Annotated in this window: 16 protein-coding genes; 7 read left to right on the top strand and 9 right to left on the bottom strand. The window is 68.6% G+C overall.

Annotated features, from left to right (window positions below; all coding sequences use genetic code 11):
• The 3 genes from OG494_RS37660 to OG494_RS37650 all read right to left on the bottom strand — a co-directional run bounded on the left by OG494_RS37660 (position 1) and on the right by OG494_RS37650 (position 2486).
• A complete protein-coding gene (locus tag OG494_RS37660) occupies positions 1-795 on the bottom strand; it encodes a DNA cytosine methyltransferase (RefSeq protein ID WP_328446944.1) in 795 nt (264 codons plus the stop codon).
• A 374-nt stretch (positions 796-1169) separates the two neighbouring features.
• On the bottom strand, positions 1170-1721 hold the full coding sequence (locus OG494_RS37655) for an SCP2 sterol-binding domain-containing protein (RefSeq protein WP_328459143.1): 552 nt from the start codon (positions 1719-1721) through the stop codon (positions 1170-1172).
• A 102-nt stretch (positions 1722-1823) separates the two neighbouring features.
• Positions 1824-2486 (bottom strand): SCP2 sterol-binding domain-containing protein, encoded by a 663-nt coding sequence (locus OG494_RS37650; protein ID WP_328446942.1) that lies wholly within the window; start codon positions 2484-2486, stop codon positions 1824-1826.
• A gap of 127 nt (positions 2487-2613) precedes the next feature.
• Between OG494_RS37650 and OG494_RS37645 the strand changes: the two genes are divergently transcribed.
• Positions 2614-3270 carry a TetR/AcrR family transcriptional regulator gene (locus OG494_RS37645; RefSeq protein WP_328446940.1) on the top strand — a complete coding sequence of 219 codons (657 nt, stop codon included), beginning with the start codon at positions 2614-2616 and terminating at the stop codon, positions 3268-3270.
• On the opposite strand, the gene OG494_RS37640 is transcribed toward OG494_RS37645, so the two are convergent.
• The gene (locus OG494_RS37640; protein ID WP_328446938.1) at positions 3262-4104 is read right to left on the bottom strand and encodes a MaoC family dehydratase; all 843 of its coding nucleotides are present in this window, start codon (positions 4102-4104) and stop codon (positions 3262-3264) included. The genes OG494_RS37645 and OG494_RS37640 overlap by 9 nt on opposite strands.
• Before the next feature lies 1 nt (position 4105).
• The gene (locus tag OG494_RS37635; RefSeq protein ID WP_328446936.1) at positions 4106-5440 is read right to left on the bottom strand and encodes a 3-oxoacyl-ACP reductase; all 1335 of its coding nucleotides are present in this window, start codon (positions 5438-5440) and stop codon (positions 4106-4108) included.
• Positions 5441-5533: 93 nt separating this feature from the next.
• Between OG494_RS37635 and OG494_RS37630 the strand changes: the two genes are divergently transcribed.
• Positions 5534-6823 (top strand): acetyl-CoA C-acetyltransferase, encoded by a 1290-nt coding sequence (locus OG494_RS37630; RefSeq protein ID WP_328446934.1) that lies wholly within the window; start codon positions 5534-5536, stop codon positions 6821-6823.
• A gap of 69 nt (positions 6824-6892) precedes the next feature.
• Here OG494_RS37630 and OG494_RS37625 read toward each other — a convergent pair whose 3' ends face one another.
• Entirely contained in the window at positions 6893-7432 is a 540-nt protein-coding gene (locus OG494_RS37625) for a DoxX family protein (protein ID WP_328446932.1), read from the bottom strand.
• A 177-nt stretch (positions 7433-7609) separates the two neighbouring features.
• Between OG494_RS37625 and OG494_RS37620 the strand changes: the two genes are divergently transcribed.
• From OG494_RS37620 to OG494_RS37605, 4 genes are all read left to right on the top strand, one after another.
• A complete protein-coding gene (locus OG494_RS37620) occupies positions 7610-8344 on the top strand; it encodes a MerR family transcriptional regulator (RefSeq protein WP_328446930.1) in 735 nt (244 codons plus the stop codon).
• 360 nt (positions 8345-8704) lie between these two features.
• Positions 8705-9895, top strand: a complete 1191-nt coding sequence (locus tag OG494_RS37615; protein ID WP_247059488.1) for an ATP-binding protein — start codon at positions 8705-8707, stop codon at positions 9893-9895.
• Positions 9896-10164: 269 nt separating this feature from the next.
• A complete protein-coding gene (locus OG494_RS37610) occupies positions 10165-10314 on the top strand; it encodes a hypothetical protein (RefSeq protein ID WP_247059489.1) in 150 nt (49 codons plus the stop codon).
• A gap of 224 nt (positions 10315-10538) precedes the next feature.
• Positions 10539-11465, top strand: coding sequence for a bifunctional helix-turn-helix transcriptional regulator/GNAT family N-acetyltransferase (locus OG494_RS37605; protein ID WP_328446927.1), 927 nt, complete (start codon positions 10539-10541; stop codon positions 11463-11465).
• On the opposite strand, the gene OG494_RS37600 is transcribed toward OG494_RS37605, so the two are convergent.
• Positions 11462-12037, bottom strand: a complete 576-nt coding sequence (locus tag OG494_RS37600) for a peroxidase-related enzyme (RefSeq protein WP_247059492.1) — start codon at positions 12035-12037, stop codon at positions 11462-11464. The genes OG494_RS37605 and OG494_RS37600 overlap by 4 nt on opposite strands.
• Before the next feature lie 32 nt (positions 12038-12069).
• On the opposite strand from OG494_RS37600, the gene OG494_RS37595 reads away from it, so the two are divergent.
• On the top strand, positions 12070-12675 hold the full coding sequence (locus OG494_RS37595) for a hypothetical protein (RefSeq protein ID WP_328446925.1): 606 nt from the start codon (positions 12070-12072) through the stop codon (positions 12673-12675).
• Here the strand turns inward: OG494_RS37595 and mctP are convergent.
• Together mctP and OG494_RS37585 are read right to left on the bottom strand one after the other, a co-directional pair.
• Entirely contained in the window at positions 12669-14327 is a 1659-nt protein-coding gene (gene mctP / locus OG494_RS37590) for a monocarboxylate uptake permease MctP (RefSeq protein ID WP_328446923.1), read from the bottom strand. The genes OG494_RS37595 and mctP overlap by 7 nt on opposite strands.
• Positions 14324-14602, bottom strand: a complete 279-nt coding sequence (locus tag OG494_RS37585; RefSeq protein ID WP_328446921.1) for a DUF3311 domain-containing protein — start codon at positions 14600-14602, stop codon at positions 14324-14326. Before OG494_RS37585 ends, mctP begins: the two co-directional genes overlap by 4 nt.
• Positions 14603-14744 lie beyond the last annotated feature (142 nt).

Here is a 14744-nt window from a genome sequence, read left to right as displayed (position 1 = left end):
TCAGCTCTTGTCGACGTCTTTCAGCAGTCCGTCGACCCCGTTGCGAGTCTGCTTCCAACTTTGCTTGACGCATCGATCCAAGACCGTCACGTCGAGTTCCTTGCCCAGCGCCGCAGCGAGGACATGCGCCGCCAACCGCGGCGGGATCGCATTCCCGATCTGTTGGGCGATGCCACGCCCGGACCAAGGGTAGTCGTGCGGAAAGGTTTGAAGCCTGCCCGCTTCGTCGTCGGAGAAGCGGTCGGGCATTCCCTTCGGTCGTCCGACCAAGCGGTTGCGGGAAACCTTGCCGGTGACCGTGAAAGCCGGTTGCGTCGAAAGCCGCTGACCACGAGCCTTCGGGTCACCGCCGGTGCCGTAGTTGGACACCACGGTGAACTGTTCCGACCAACCGAGCGCCTCGCCCATGGTCTTCCACGGACGCAGGCTTTGATCGCCTTCCCCACGCGCTTGGCTTTTGTAGTAACGCCGATGGGTGGGCTTCGGCAGTTTCGCCTCTCCGTTGCGCCGGGCGATCAGGATTGCCCGGCGCCGCGTCTGCGGTACGCCGAAGTCTTCCGTGTGGAGAATTCCGTAGTCGACGCTGTAACCGCGGCCTTCGAGCACCTCCGCGTAAGCTCCCCAGACCGGGAGCACCGCGGGAACCTGCTCCAGGACGATCGCCTCATAGGGAACACCTGCGTCGACGATCCACCGGAGGGGCTCCAAGACCAAACCGGTGCGCTCATCGTCGAGTTGCGCCAGCTCTTCGGCGATCTCCTCGCCGCCGGCGATGGCTTTGACGAACGTCAGCACCTGTTCCAGCGTTCGCCTGCCGGCTCCCGGCCCGGCGGACCGTGTACGTCTGACACGGCGGCCCTCCGCTCAGAAGACGTGCCTCCGGGTAGTTGGCAGGCTTCGAGAGGCGGACATCGCTTTGCTTGGTGTGCAGCCCGGCTTTCGCGCGAGTGGCGCACGCGCTTCATCCCACTCGACCCTGGCGACGGACACACCGAGCCAGTGGGTGGCAACGTCGAGACCACCCGGACCGGCGAAGAGTCCACCATCTCGACCTGCGCAGGAAGAGGCAGGGGCACCTGTCCGTCGGTCATGGAACGGGAGTCCAAAAGGCAGCCCCGACACGAACTGGTCCCGCCGAAGTCGACACGCCGGCATGACGCGACCAGGAGCTAGTCCACCGTTGGCTTCGGAATGTCGAAGTAGCTCGAGAACCGCACCGCCGGGGCGTACTCGCCCTTCACCTTCACCCGGCCCGTCACGAACATCGCTGCCACCGCCGCGTTGCCCGTGGCCATGCGGATGAAGTCGTCCACCGACAGGGTGATCGTCGTGTCCGGGGTCCTGGACAGATCCGTCGAAGAAACGCACACTCCGTCCTCGATCACCGTCTGGAAGCGGTCGTAGCCGTCTTCGCCGGTGCCGTCGGAAAAGCGCCAGGAAACCACGAAGTCCACGTGGCGAGCCCGCTCGGGGAGGAAGTGTTCCGACATTCTGCGGAATATCTCGTCCAAGAAGACCGAACGGAGTTCCGGGTGGTCGGCGATGGCCTTCAGCTGATCGCGGGAGGCGCGGCGGACCACGTCGACCAGAACGTCTGTCGACAGTGAACTCAGCTCGATGCCCGCGCCCGCGTTTCCCAGCATGTGCAGGGTTTCCAGGACCTGGATGAACTGCTTGGCCGTCAGGTTGCCGATCACCAGCTTCTCGGCGAAGCCGTTGATCGCATGGCTCGCCCGGATGCGGACCGGACGGCGGGAAGCGCGTAGGCGGGATCGCCAGGGGCGGTCATCCGCATTTCGGGGCACGGCCGAAAGTGTATCCGGTCAGGCGGGTTTCGGTAGATCGAAAAAACCGATCAAGCCGGCGGCAAAGGCGAGGTCACCTTTGACTTTGATTTTTCCCGTGACGAACAACACGGCCGGCGTCGCCTGGTGGGTGATGAGCCGGAAGAAGTCCACGGGGGCGATCGTGATCGTGACGCGGGGGCGTTCGCGCATCTCGCGACTGACCGTGCACGAACCCTTCGAGATGACCGTCTCGTAGCGGTCGTAGCCGCCTTCACCGGTGCCACCGGCCATGCGCCAGTGGACGACCGCGTGCAGGTCGCGGGCACGATCGGACCGGGTGTGGGCGCCCATCCGGGCGAAGATCTCGTCCAGTACACGCTCCCGCAACGGCCGCTCCGCGACGACGCTTTCGAGTTGGGCGCGCGACGCGGCAGCGACCAGCGACGCGAACCGCGCCGGGTCGACCTTGCTCAGGTCGAACGCGGGGGCGCGCTCGGCCAGGCGCAGGAGCGCGTTCAGGAGCCGGCGGAAGTCGTCCTTGCCGAGATCGCGGGGGTTCACCGCGTCGGCGAGGGTGTTGACGTCGAGGGCGTGCGCGTCGGGGCTGAGTGGGTCGAGCCGCTCCAGCGTGTCCAGCAACGCCGCGCCGCGGAGGCCGACGATCTGATCGTCGCTGGTCATCCCGGCATTGTCGGCCATGGTCACTCCCTCTCCAGTTACCCGAGCGTAAGGCTACCCGTGAGTAGGTAGGCGGGCAAGCGTGCCGAAATCACCCCACCGGGTCAACGCCCGGTACCGTCTCCGGTCAGTAACAGGGAGGTCCAGCGTGTCAGAGGATGATCAGCGTCCGCCCGAACGGGCTCGGCGGCTGCCCCGTGCGGTGCGCGAGCGCCAGATCTTGGACGCGGCCGTCCAGGTCTTCTCGCGCCACGGGTACCACGCGGCGTCGATGGACGAGATCTCCGACGTCGCCGGCGTTTCGAAGCCGATGATCTACACCTATCTCGGCTCCAAGGAGGACCTGTTCGGCGCGTGCATCCGCCGCGAGGCGACGCGGCTGCTCGAGGCCATCCAGGCCGGCGTGAAGCCCGACCTCCCGCCGGACATGCAGCTGTGGCACGGGCTGCGGTCGTTCTACCGGTTCGTCGCCGAGTACCGCGAGTCGTGGACGGTCCTGCACCGCCAGGCGATGACCGTCGGTGGCGCGTTCGCCGCGGAGATCACCGACATGCGGGCCCGCGCGATCCAGCTGGTCGCGGCGCTCGTCGTCTCGGCCGGCACTCGCAAGGGCGTCGGCGAGCAGGCCGAGTTCTCCGGCGAGGGCCTGTCCGCGGCCCTGGTCGGGGCGGCCGAGTCACTGGCCGACTGGGCCCTCGACCACCCCGACATCTCGGACGGCGTCCTGGCGTCCTGGCTGATGAACCTCGTCTGGCTCGGCTTCAACGACCTCATCGAGGGCGAGGTCTGGAAGCCCTCAGAGTGAGGTGATCGAGCCGTCCAGGTGAGGCTTCGACTTGCTCCACAGTTCGAACGCCCAGCCTTCCGGGGTGGACCACGACGTGAAGCCCGCCTTGGCCGGCAGCAGCACCGGCTGCTTGAACCGGACGGCCACCGTGAACGCTTCCGGCAGCCGACCTTCGAACGCCGCGAGCGCGTGGGCCTTCGTCCACATGCCATGCGCGATCGCGCGAGGGAAGCCGAACAGCCGTGCCGTCAGCGGGTGGAGGTGGATCGGGTTGCGGTCGCCCGAAACCTCCGCATAACGCCTCCCGATGTCGCCTGGGACGCGCCAGATCGCGTCCGGGGTCGGGGGCGCGAGCTGCTCGCGGCGGGACGTGGAGCCAGAAGAGCCGCCGCGGCGCAGGTACGTGCTGACGTCCGTCCACACCGTCTCGTCGCCGACCTGGGCCTCGCTGATGACGTCGAACTGGCGGCCCTTCTCGTGCGGGCGCAGGTTCTCCGCGCGGACGCGGATCGTCAGCGGCTCGCCCAGCCGCAGGGCGCGGTGCTGGGTGATGCGGTTCGCGACGTGGACCATGCCCAGCAGCGGGAACGGGAAGCCCTGCTCGGTCATCAGCGCCATCTGCAGCGGGAACGCCAGCATGTGCGGGTACGTCGCCGGCAGCTCGTCGCTCAGCCGGAAGCCGCACACCGTGTTGTACGCGGCGAGGTGTGCCGGGTCGACGACGACGCCGGTGCGGACCAGTTCCGTGTCCGGCAGCGAAGAGCCGGACGGCTTGCGCAGTACGCCGCCGAGCAGCGCCTTCGGGTACAGCGTCGCCAAGCTCGGCGTGCTGTCGAGTTCGCGGATCGCCACGTCAGGCCCCCAGCAGGGCCTGGCCGCAGACGCGGACCACGTTGCCGTTGACCGCGGCCGACGCCGGGTTCGCGTACCAGGCGATCGTCTCGGCGACGTCGACCGGGAGGCCGCCCTGGCCGAGGCTGGACAGCCGGCGGCCGGCTTCGCGGATGAACAGCGGGACCGCCGCCGTCATCTTCGTCTCGATGAAACCCGGCGCGACGGCGTTGATCGTGCCGCCGTACTCCGCGAGCTGCGGCGCGCCGACGTTCACCATGCCGATGACGCCCGCCTTCGACGTCGCGTAGTTCGCCTGGCCGACGTTGCCGGCGATGCCCGCGATCGACGAGACGCCGATGACGCGGCCGTTCTCGTTCAGGATCTTGTCGCCGAGCAGCTTGTCGTTCACCGCGAGCTGCGACGCGAGGTTGACCGCGATCACCGAGTCCCAAGCGCTTTCGCTCATGTTGCCCAGCGTCTTGTCGCGCGTGATGCCCGCGTTGTGCACAACGACGTCGACGCCGCCATGACGCTCCTTCAGGTACTCCGCGAGCTTCGCGGGCGCGCTCGGCGAAGTGATGTCGAGCTGCAGCGCCGAGCCGCCGATCTTGTTGGCGACCTTCGACAGGTCGGCGCCCTGGGCGGGGATGTCGAGGGCGACGACGTGCGCGCCGTCGCGGGCCAGGACGTCGGCGATCGCCGCGCCGATGCCGCGGGACGCGCCGGTGACCAGCGCGACCTTGCCGTCGAGGGGCTTCTCCCAGTTCGCGGGCGCAACAGCCGTCTTGCCTTCGGCGCCGATCCGGATGACCTGCGCGTCGACGAAGGCCGACTTCGCGGACAGCAGGAAGCGCAGCGTCGACTCCGTCGCGTCTTCGGCGCCTTCGGCGACGTACACGAGCTGAGCGGTCGCGCCGCGCTTCAGCTCCTTGCCCACGGAGCGCACGAAGCCTTCGAGAGCGCGCTGCGCGATGCGTTCACGGCCTTCGACCTGCTCCGGCGGCGTGCCCAGGATGACCACGCGGCCGGACGGGCCGACGCTGCGGATCACCGGGTGGAAGAAGTCGTAGACCGCGCGCAGGCCACCGGGCTCGGTGACGCCGGTGGCGTCGAACACGAGCGCCGCGTGCCTGTCACCCGAAGTGGTGACGACGTTGATGCCCGCGTCCGCGAGCTGGTCACGGACCTTTTTCTCCAGACGTCCGCCGGGCGCGGCGCCGAGAAGTGCGGGACCCTCGAGGGCGGGTTGCCCGGGCTGGTACCGGCGCAGTGTGGCGGGGTTGGGCAGGCCGAGCTTCGGCACCACGAACTTCCCCACCGGGGTTTTCGTGAACTGCTGGTACCTGTCAGCCATCGGTTGCCTCCCGTGCAGTCTGCGTCACGCCGCAGTCTAACCTACTTGCGAGTAGGTTACAGTGTGAGAGAGCCGACCAGAGAGGTGACGTTCATGCCGCCCAAGAAAGCACCAGCCGTCCGCAAGGTCGCGATCATCGGCGGCAACCGGATCCCCTTCGCGCGGTCGAACGGCCCGTACGCGAAGGCGTCGAACCAGGACATGTTCACCGCCGCGCTCGACGGCCTGGTCAGCCGCTTCTCGCTACAGGACGAGGTCATCGGCGAGGTCGCGGCCGGCGCCGTGCTCAAGCACTCGAAGGACTTCAACCTGGCCCGCGAGAGCGTGCTGGGCAGCAAGCTCTCACCCGCGACGCCCGCGTCGGACGTGCAGATGGCGTGCGGCACCGGCCTGCAGGCGATCGTCAACGTCGCGAACAAGATCGCGCTCGGTGAGATCGACTCGGCCATCGCCGGCGGCGTCGACACCACCAGCGACGCGCCGCTGGCCGTGAACGAGGACCTGCGCCAGATCCTCATCCAGCTCAACTCCGCGAAGACGCTCGCCGACCGGCTGAAGCTCGTCGCCAAGATCCGCCCCGGGCACATCGTCCCGGCGATCCCGCGCAACTCCGAGCCGCGCACCGGGTTGTCGATGGGCGAGCACGCGGCACTGACCGCGAAGATCTGGGAGATCACCCGCGAGGCGCAGGACGAACTCGCCGCCGCCAGCCACCAGCACCTCGCCGCCGCCTACGACCGCGGGTTCTTCGACGACCTCGTGACGCCGTTCCTCAAGCTCGCGCGCGACCAGAACCTGCGCGCGGACTCGACGGCGGAGAAGCTCGCGAAGCTCAAGCCGGCGTTCGGCGGCCCGGGCGGCACGATGACCGCGGGCAACTCGACGCCGCTGACCGACGGCGCGTCGACCGTGCTGCTGGCCACCGAGGAGTGGGCGAAGGCGCACAAGCTGCCGGTGCAGGCGTACCTGACGTTCTCGCAGACCGCGGCTGTCGACTACGTGCACGGCGAGGAAGGCCTGCTGATGGCGCCCGCGTACGCCGTGCCGCGGATGCTCGCGCGCACGGGGCTTTCGTTGCAGGACTTCGACTACTACGAGATCCACGAGGCGTTCGCGTCGCAGGTGCTGGCCACGCTCAAGGCGTGGGAGGACCCGGCGTTCGCCAAGGAGAAGCTGGACCTCGACGAGCCGCTGGGCTCGATCGACCGGGCGAAGCTGAACGTCAACGGCTCGTCGCTGGCGGCCGGGCACCCGTTCGCCGCGACCGGCGGCCGGATCGTCGCGACGCTGGCGAAGCTGCTGCACGAGAAGGGATCCGGCCGCGGCCTGATCTCCATCTGCGCGGCGGGCGGCCAGGGCGTCACGGCCATCCTGGAGAAGTAGCGCTCAAAGCCGTGAAGGGCACCTTCAGGGACTCTAAGTCCCTGAAGGTGCCCTTCACGGCTTTCTACGTCAGTTGGGGAGAGCCTTCTCGGCCTTCTTCGCCAGCTTCTTCGCGCGCTTCTCGGCCTTGCGGCCCAGCTTCTCGACGCCGTGACCGGCGTCCTTCGCCGCGCGACGTGCCCGCCAGCCGACCGACGGCTTGCCCGCGGTGTCGGCGACGGCCAGCATCAGCCCGCCGGCCAGGCCGGCGTTCTTCAGGAACTGGATCTGCTGCTTCTTCTTCTCGGCCGGGTCCTGGAACGTCCAGAAGCTGTGCGCCGCCAGCGTCGTCGGGACCAGGCTGCCGAGCAGCAGCGCGGACGCCAGCCGCGGCGCCTTGCCCGTCGCGAACGCGAGGCCCGCGCCGATCTTCACGGCGGCGTCGATCCGGACGAGCGTGGCCGGGTCGCGCGGCACCTGCTCGGGAATGACGCCTTCGAGCTTGTCGAAGGCGTCCGTGAGGAACGGCTCGGCGGTCTTCGCGTGCGACTGCGTGTTCCGGAGCACGTTGATCCCGCCGTACACGAATGTCGCAGCGATCAGTGGGCGAGCCACACGACGGAGTATCACGGTCGTTGCCTTCCTGGTCCGGGCTTCTTCCTGGTCAAACCTACAGCTGGAATGCCCGCTCGGCCCGGCGCCGAACCCTCCTAGCACTGTCTGGGCAAATATCGTGTCGCTGCTAGAGAGCGCTAGAAAGCGTTAGCGCTTGACCTTGACGTTGCGTCAACTTCTATCGTCGAAGGCATGGAGTGGTCGATCCAGGACATCGCCCGCTCGGCCGGGACCACGAGCCGGACGCTGCGCCACTACGGCGCGGTGGGCCTGCTCGAGCCCAGCCGGATCGGCGGCAACGGCTACCGCTACTACGACGAGCAGGCGCTCGTCCGGCTGCAGCGGATCCTGTTGCTGCGCGAGCTCGGCCTCGGGCTCCCGGCGATCGCCGAGGTCCTCGGCGGGCAGCGCGACAGCGCGGCCGCGCTCGAGACCCACCTGGACCTGCTCGAACAGGAGCAGCGGCGGATCGGACGGCAGATCGCCTCGGTCCGCACGACGCTACGGAAGATGAAGGGAGGTGAACGACTGATGGCAGAAGAAGTGTTCGACGGCTTCGACCACACGCAGTACCAGGAAGAGGTCACGCGACGCTGGGGCGCTTCGGCGTACAAGGCGGGCGACCAGTGGTGGAGCTCGCTGTCGGCCGAGGAGAAGAAGGCGCACCAGCAGGAGCAGGTGGACGTCTCGACCGCGTTCGGCGCCGCTCGCGACGCCGGACTCGCCCCGGACTCCGTCGAGGTCCAAGGGATCACGCGCCGGCTGCACAAGTGGCTCCGGCCGGCGGTTTCGTCGGTGTCCGCGGGCTATTTCGCGGGCCTCGGGCAGCTGTACGTGGACGACCCGCGCTACGGGTTCGAAGGCGCGACGGCGGAATTCGTGCGCGACGCGATGAAGATCTACGCGGAGCGGAACCTGAGCGACTAGCGCTGCGTCGTAGTGCGCGCTGGGGGTAGGGACGAGCAGGGCTGCAGACCTGTTCGTCTCTATGTACCCACTGGGCGGAGCAGGCTGCCAGGAGGCTCCGACGACAGTTGTCCACAGGACGGTGCCGTTGTGTACAACTGGGCCGGAATCGCGGCAGCCGAGCCGGTTCGTCGGTGGGCGCCGATACGCTGGACACGGGGCAGCCCCCCAGGGATGGGTGGGGGCCGCCGGTAGGTCGAGGTGGCGAGATGGCGGCACTGCCGGTGGTCGTTCGGCCATCCGGTCGAACTCCGGCGACACGCGCTAGCTGTCTATGGCCGAATATCGGGCTCGCGCTAGATACGTCGATAGCTTGGCAGAGTGGACCCCATCCGCAACCCCTTCGCGCCGGGCGCCGGGCAACGGCCTCCCGAGCTGGCCGGGCGTGAGCGTGAGCTCAAGGCCTTCGAAGTGGTGCTGGAGCGCGTGGCGCGCGGGAGACCTGAACGCAGTCTGGTGCTGACCGGGCTGCGCGGGGTCGGGAAGACCGTGTTGCTCGGTGAGCTGCGGGCGATGGCCGTGCGGCACAAGTGGGGTGCCGGGAAGATCGAGGCTCGGCCGGACGCCGAACTGCGGCGGCCCCTTTCCGCCGCGCTGCACCGGGCCATCCGGGATCTGGCCGTGCGGCATCGGGCGCCGGATCGGGTCGAAGAGGTGCTCGGGGTGCTCAAGGCGTTTGCGCTGCGGGCCAACAAGGCCGACGCGAAGCTGCGGGACCGGTGGCAGCCGGGCATCGACGTGCCCGCCGCTCAGGGGCGCGCCGACTCCGGGGACATCGAGATCGACCTCGTCGAGCTGTTCACCGACGTCGCCGAGCTGGCCGCGGACGTCGGAACCGGCGTCGCACTGCTCATCGACGAGATCCAGGACCTGCAGCCCGACGACGTCTCCGCGCTCTGCGCCGCCTGTCACGAGCTCTCGCAGTCCGGGGCGCCGCTGGTCGTCGTCGGCGCCGGGCTGCCGCACGTGCCCGCCGTGCTCTCGGCGTCCAAGTCGTACTCCGAGCGGCTCTTCCGCTACGCGCGCATCGACCGGCTCGACCGGGCGGACGCCGACTTCGCCGTGATGGCGCCGATCGAGCGCGAGGACGCCAGCATCGAGCCGGAGGCGCTCGACGCGCTCTTCGACGCGTCCGGCGGCTACCCGTACTTCATCCAGGCCTACGGCAAGGCGGCCTGGGACGCGGCGCCGGCCGACCCGATCACCCTCAAGGACGTCCAGGTCGCCGCCCCGGAGGCGGAGTCCGAGCTGGCCGTCGGGTTCTTCGGCTCGCGCTACGAGCGCGCGACGCCGGCCGAACGGGAGTACCTGCTCGCGATGGCCGAACTGACCCAGGGCCGCGACGAGGCCGCCGGGACCGCCGACGTCGCCGTCTTCCTAGGACGGAAGCCGTCGTCGCTGTCGCCGGCGCGCGACAGCCTGATGAAGAAGGGCCTCGTGTTCTCCGCCGAGCGGGGACAGATCGCCTTCACCGTCCCGCACTTCGGGCACTACCTGCTCAGCCGCGACTGACGCGTCCGACGCTGCCGACCTGGGCGTCTTGCGCTCTATGCGCGTCGCTAGCCAAATATCGGCAAATCGCTAGACGGTCGTAGACAACGACAGAGGGGTTGCCCTGCCGTGACCGCCGACACCTTGATCTCTTCGGCTGTTTCCCAAATTTGCCGATGATTCATCGGCGAGTGCGCCACATCACCGGACATTCGTTGGATTCCTTGTGAAAAAAGGTGCATACTAGAGCTACAAGCCACCAAGACCCTCCGAAGGGGATGCAGAAACCGATGAACAACATCGCCGCCAAGCTCCGAGCCCGTCGCGCCGAGGTTCGCACTCGCCGGGCGCTGGATCGGGCGATCGACACCGCCGCCACCGCGACGGTCCGTCAGGAACTCATCGCTATCGCGCAGGCTCGCTCGGGCTACATGCGCTGATCGACTCACCAGGTGGCGGTCGCCCATTCGGGTGACCTAGGCCACAAACTGGTGAAGGTGTAACGCCGCGCAAATCCGCGTCGATACCCCCTACGACCCCGTGATGCTGGCGGACCCCCGACCTGGCAGCATCACGGGGTTTTCCATTTCCCCGAAACTCCCTTGCCGACGCCGCTCTGTCGAGTAATCATTGACTTCGTCAACGACTTTGCTTGAGGTGGTCAATGAACGACGCTGAGCTGGCCGACCGGGTCGCCACGGTCCGCGCCTTCAACCGGCTGTACACCGGAGTCATCGGCGTGCTGGACGAAGGCCCGGCCGACGCCGAGTACTCCCTCCCCGAAGCCCGGGTGCTCTTCGAGCTGACCCAGCGCGACCCGCTGGCCGTCACCGACCTGCGGAAACGCCTCGACCTCGACGCCGGGTACGCCAGCAGGCTGCTGGCCCGCCTCGAGTCCCGCGGCCTGATCACCCGCGAACGGTCCGACGAGGACGCCCGCCGTCAGCTCGTCCGGCCGACCGACGCCGGCCGGGACGCGTTCGCCCTGCTCAACCACCGGTCCACCGAGCAGATCGGCGGACTGCTGCGGCGCTTTCCCGACGAAGACCAGCGGCGCCTCCTGACCGCCATGCGCACGATCGGCGACGTCGTCGGCGACCGCCCTCGCGACCCGGCACTCGTCCTCCGCCCGCCACGACCGGGCGACCTCGGCTGGGTGGTGCAGCGCCACGGCGCGCTGTACGCCCGCGAGTACGGCTTCGACACCCGGTTCGAGGGGCTGGTCGCCCGGATCGTCGCGGATTTCGCCGTGCACGACGACGCGCGCCAGGCGTTCTGGATCGCGGAGCTCGACGGGGAGCGCGCCGGCAGCATCGGGTGCGCCCGCGGAGCCGACACGGACGTCGCGAAGCTGCGGCTGTTGCTGCTGGAGCCGTCGGCCCGGGGTCGCGGCGTGGGCAAGCGGCTGGTGACCGAGTGCGTCGAGTTCGCCCGGGCCTGCGGCTACCGCGCGGTGGAGCTGTCGACGGTGTCCATCCTCGACGCCGCCCGGGCGCTCTACCGCGCGGCCGGGTTCGAACTCGTCGAAGAGACGGCCTTCGACGGCTGGGGTCCCGAGCTGACCGAGGAGATCTGGCGCCTGGATTTCTAACGCGGGACGCGGCCGAGGAGGTAGAACTCCGGGTTCGGCCGCAACGCCGTCAGGTGCGCGAGCCGGTTCGACATCGCGAACAACGCCGTGATCGCGCCGACGTCCCAGATCTCGTCGTCGGTCAGGCCCGCGTCGCGCGCGGCTTCGAGGTCACCCTCGCCGAACAGCGCCGAGTCCTGCGCCAGCGCGAGCGCCAGGTCGACGATCGCGCGGCCGCGTTCGTCCAGCTCCACCTGCCACGGGTTGCTCGACACGCGGTCGGCGAGCTCCGGGTCCTTGGCGCGGATGCGCAGGATCGCGCCGTGCGCGACGACGCAGTAGGTGCAGTGGTTGGCGCCCGAGGTCGCGACGACGACCAGCTCGCGCTCGGCCTTGCTGAGTCCGTCGGATCGTTCCATCAGCGCGTCGTGGTAGTCGAGGAACGCCCGCAGCTCGGCCGGCCGGTGGCCGAGCGCGCGGAAGATGTTCGGCGTGAACCCGGACTTCTCCGCGATCACGCCGACGCGCTCGCGCAGGTCGTCGGGCAGGTCTTCGAGTTCCGTCACCGGGAACCGGCTCACCGCGTCGCTCATCCACCCCACGCTAGTCATGGTTGGCTGTCCCCGTGACGGACTACGTCGACGGGTACTGCGAACGGGTCGCGCCCGGGCTCTGGGGAGAGCCGCTCAACAGTCTCGGCAATCTCGCGTTCCTCGTGGCCGCTGTACTGGTGTGGCGGCTGGCCGCGGGAGGTCGGGCCGGGCGGCTGCTCGCCGCGCTGATCGGGCTGGTTTTCGCGGCCAGCACGGTGTTCCACCTGCTCGCGACGCGCTGGGCCGGCGTCGCGGATTCGGTGAGCATCCTCGTGTTCGTGCTGGTGTACGTCGTGTTGTTCGCGCGCGTGTTCTACGGCCGGCGGCTGTCGTGGCTGGCCGCGCCCGCGTTCCTCGTGCTCACCGCCGTCACGGCGTTGCTCGGGGGCGGGCTCTACCTCTCCGCGCTCATCGCGTTCGGCGTCGTCGTCGCGCTTCTCGTGTTCTCGCGCGACGACGACTGGACGCACTTCGCCGTGGCCGGCGCGATTTTCGCGCTGTCACTGAGCTTGCGCACGCTCGACCGGGACGTTTGTGACTACGTCCCGGCCGGCACGCACTTCCTCTGGCACCTGCTCAACGGCGTGGTGCTCTACCTCGTTTCCCGCACGCTGGTCCTCCGGCGCACCACTCAGTGAGCCGCGCCGATCGGGCGCAGGTTCTTGTCGTGCTCGTCGGCCAGGTAGTCCGCGGGGTCGGTGTCGTCCGTCCCGTTGAACACCTTCATCTGCCGCGCGATCACCGTGACGATCGCGGCGACCACCAGGTTGGCGATCAGGGCCACGAAGCCGACGTAGATCTGCACCAGCGAACCCGAGAACGGGTGCCAGCCGAAGATCGACAGGTTGCCGAGTGACAGCGCCGAGCCGCCGAAGTGGAGCTTGCCGTTGGCCGGGTTGGGGATGCCGTACAGCATGATCAGGCCCCAGCCGATGCCGACGACCCAGCCCGCGATCAGGCCCCAGCGGTGGAACCAGCGCGTGTACAGCGCGAGCGCGACCGCCGGCAGCGTCTGCAGGATCAGCACGCCGCCGATGAGCTGCAGGTCGATCGAGAACTGCGGGTCGATCAGGATGATCACCGCGACCGCCCCGAGCTTCACGACCAGCGACGCGAGCTTCGCCTGCTTCGCCTCTTCCTGCGGGGTCGCGTTCTTGCGGATGTACTCCTTGTAGATGTTGCGCGTCCACAGGTTGGCCGCGGCGATCGACATGATCGCGGCCGGCACCAGCGCGCCGATGCCGATCGCGGCGAACGCGATGCCGGCGAACCACGACGAGAACTGGTTGTCGAACAGCACCGGGACGATCGTGTTGCCGTCCGGCTTGCCGGTCGCCGCGTTCGTCAGCGGCTTGACGCCCGCCGTGATCGCGACGTACCCGAGCAGCGCCAGCAGGCCCAGCACCAGCGAGTACGCCGGCAGCGCGACCATGTTCTTCTTGATGACGCTGCGGCCGCGCGAGGCCAGCACGCTGGTCAGCGAGTGCGGGTAGAGGAACAGCGCGAGCGCCGAACCCAGGGCCAGCGTCGCGTACTGCAGCTGGTTGTTGGCGTTCAGCAGGATCGACCCGGCCGGCTTGCCGGTGGCCGGGTTCGGCGTGCCGAGCTTCGCCGCCGCCGTGTCGAAGATGTGCGACCAGCCGCCCAGCTTCGAGGGCAGGTAGATGATCGCCACGAGGATGACGATGTAGATCAGGATGTCCTTGACGAACGCGATCAGCGCGGGCGCCCGCAGGCCGGACTGGTAGGTGTAGACCGCCAGGATGATGAAGGCGATCAGCAGCGGCAGGTGCCCGACGATGCCGGAGCCGTTGATGCCCATCGTCCGCAGCACGGCTTCGAGGCCGACCAGCTGCAACGCGATGTACGGCATGGTCGCGACGATGCCGGTGATGGCGATCAGCAGCGCGAGGATCGGCGAGCCGAAGCGGCCGCGCACGAAGTCGGCCGGGGTGACGTAGCCGCGGACCCGCGACACCGACCACATCCGCAGCGCCGGGAGCAGGACGATCGGGTAGACGACGATCGTGTACGGCAGCGCGTAGAGGCCGAGCGCGCCGGCGCTGAACACCAGCGCGGGCACCGCGACGAACGTGTACGCCGTGTAGAGGTCACCGCCGAGCAGGAACCAGGTGACCCACGAGCCGAACTTGCGGCCGCCGAGGCCCCATTCGTCCAGGTGGTCCAGCCCGCCGCCGCGCTGCCAGCGCGCCGCCAGGAACCCGAGCACGGTGACCAGCAGGAACAGGATCGTGAAGATGATCAGTTCCGGCCACTGCAGGTTGCTCATCGAGCGTCCCCCTCGTCCAGGTCGTCGACGCTCAGCTTGTCCGGGGCGTCACCGGCCGGCTTGTCCCGCGTCATCAGGTAGACGATCCACGTGCTGAGGACGCCGACCACGACGAAGAGGAACTGGAACCAGTAGAAGAACGGCATCCCGAACAGCCGCGGACCGTCCATGTTGAACAGTGGCGTGACCAGGACCAGCAGCGGGACGATCAAGAGCAGGTACCACGGATTGAACGGCTTCCGGGGCACCTTCCTGTCTTGCTTCACAGTCGACATCGGACCTCACCTAACACTCCCGTAACCGACCGTCCGACCTTAGAACCTGGGTGAGGAGGCCGTCACGTCTGTCCGATATCGATTTGATCGCCGCGCACCGCGTTGCCGACCAACGTCGGTTGCCCCGCCGTTACCCGCCCTA

It is taken from the genome of Amycolatopsis sp. NBC_00438 (assembly GCF_036026695.1).
Lineage (GTDB): Bacteria > Actinomycetota > Actinomycetes > Mycobacteriales > Pseudonocardiaceae > Amycolatopsis.
This window is presented reverse-complemented; position numbering and strand designations above follow the sequence as displayed.

Coding starts and splice junctions, on each gene's coding strand:
- OG494_RS37650 (WP_328446942.1), bottom strand. CDS start 2,486: ATGGCCGACAATGCCGGGATGACCAGCGACGATCAGATCGTCGGCCTC.
- OG494_RS37635 (WP_328446936.1), bottom strand. CDS start 5,440: ATGGCTGACAGGTACCAGCAGTTCACGAAAACCCCGGTGGGGAAGTTC.
- OG494_RS37630 (WP_328446934.1), top strand. CDS start 5,534: ATGCCGCCCAAGAAAGCACCAGCCGTCCGCAAGGTCGCGATCATCGGC.
- OG494_RS37620 (WP_328446930.1), top strand. CDS start 7,610: ATGGAGTGGTCGATCCAGGACATCGCCCGCTCGGCCGGGACCACGAGC.
- OG494_RS37610 (WP_247059489.1), top strand. CDS start 10,165: ATGAACAACATCGCCGCCAAGCTCCGAGCCCGTCGCGCCGAGGTTCGC.
- OG494_RS37605 (WP_328446927.1), top strand. CDS start 10,539: ATGAACGACGCTGAGCTGGCCGACCGGGTCGCCACGGTCCGCGCCTTC.
- OG494_RS37600 (WP_247059492.1), bottom strand. CDS start 12,037: ATGAGCGACGCGGTGAGCCGGTTCCCGGTGACGGAACTCGAAGACCTG.
- mctP (WP_328446923.1), bottom strand. CDS start 14,327: ATGAGCAACCTGCAGTGGCCGGAACTGATCATCTTCACGATCCTGTTC.
- OG494_RS37585 (WP_328446921.1), bottom strand. CDS start 14,602: ATGTCGACTGTGAAGCAAGACAGGAAGGTGCCCCGGAAGCCGTTCAAT.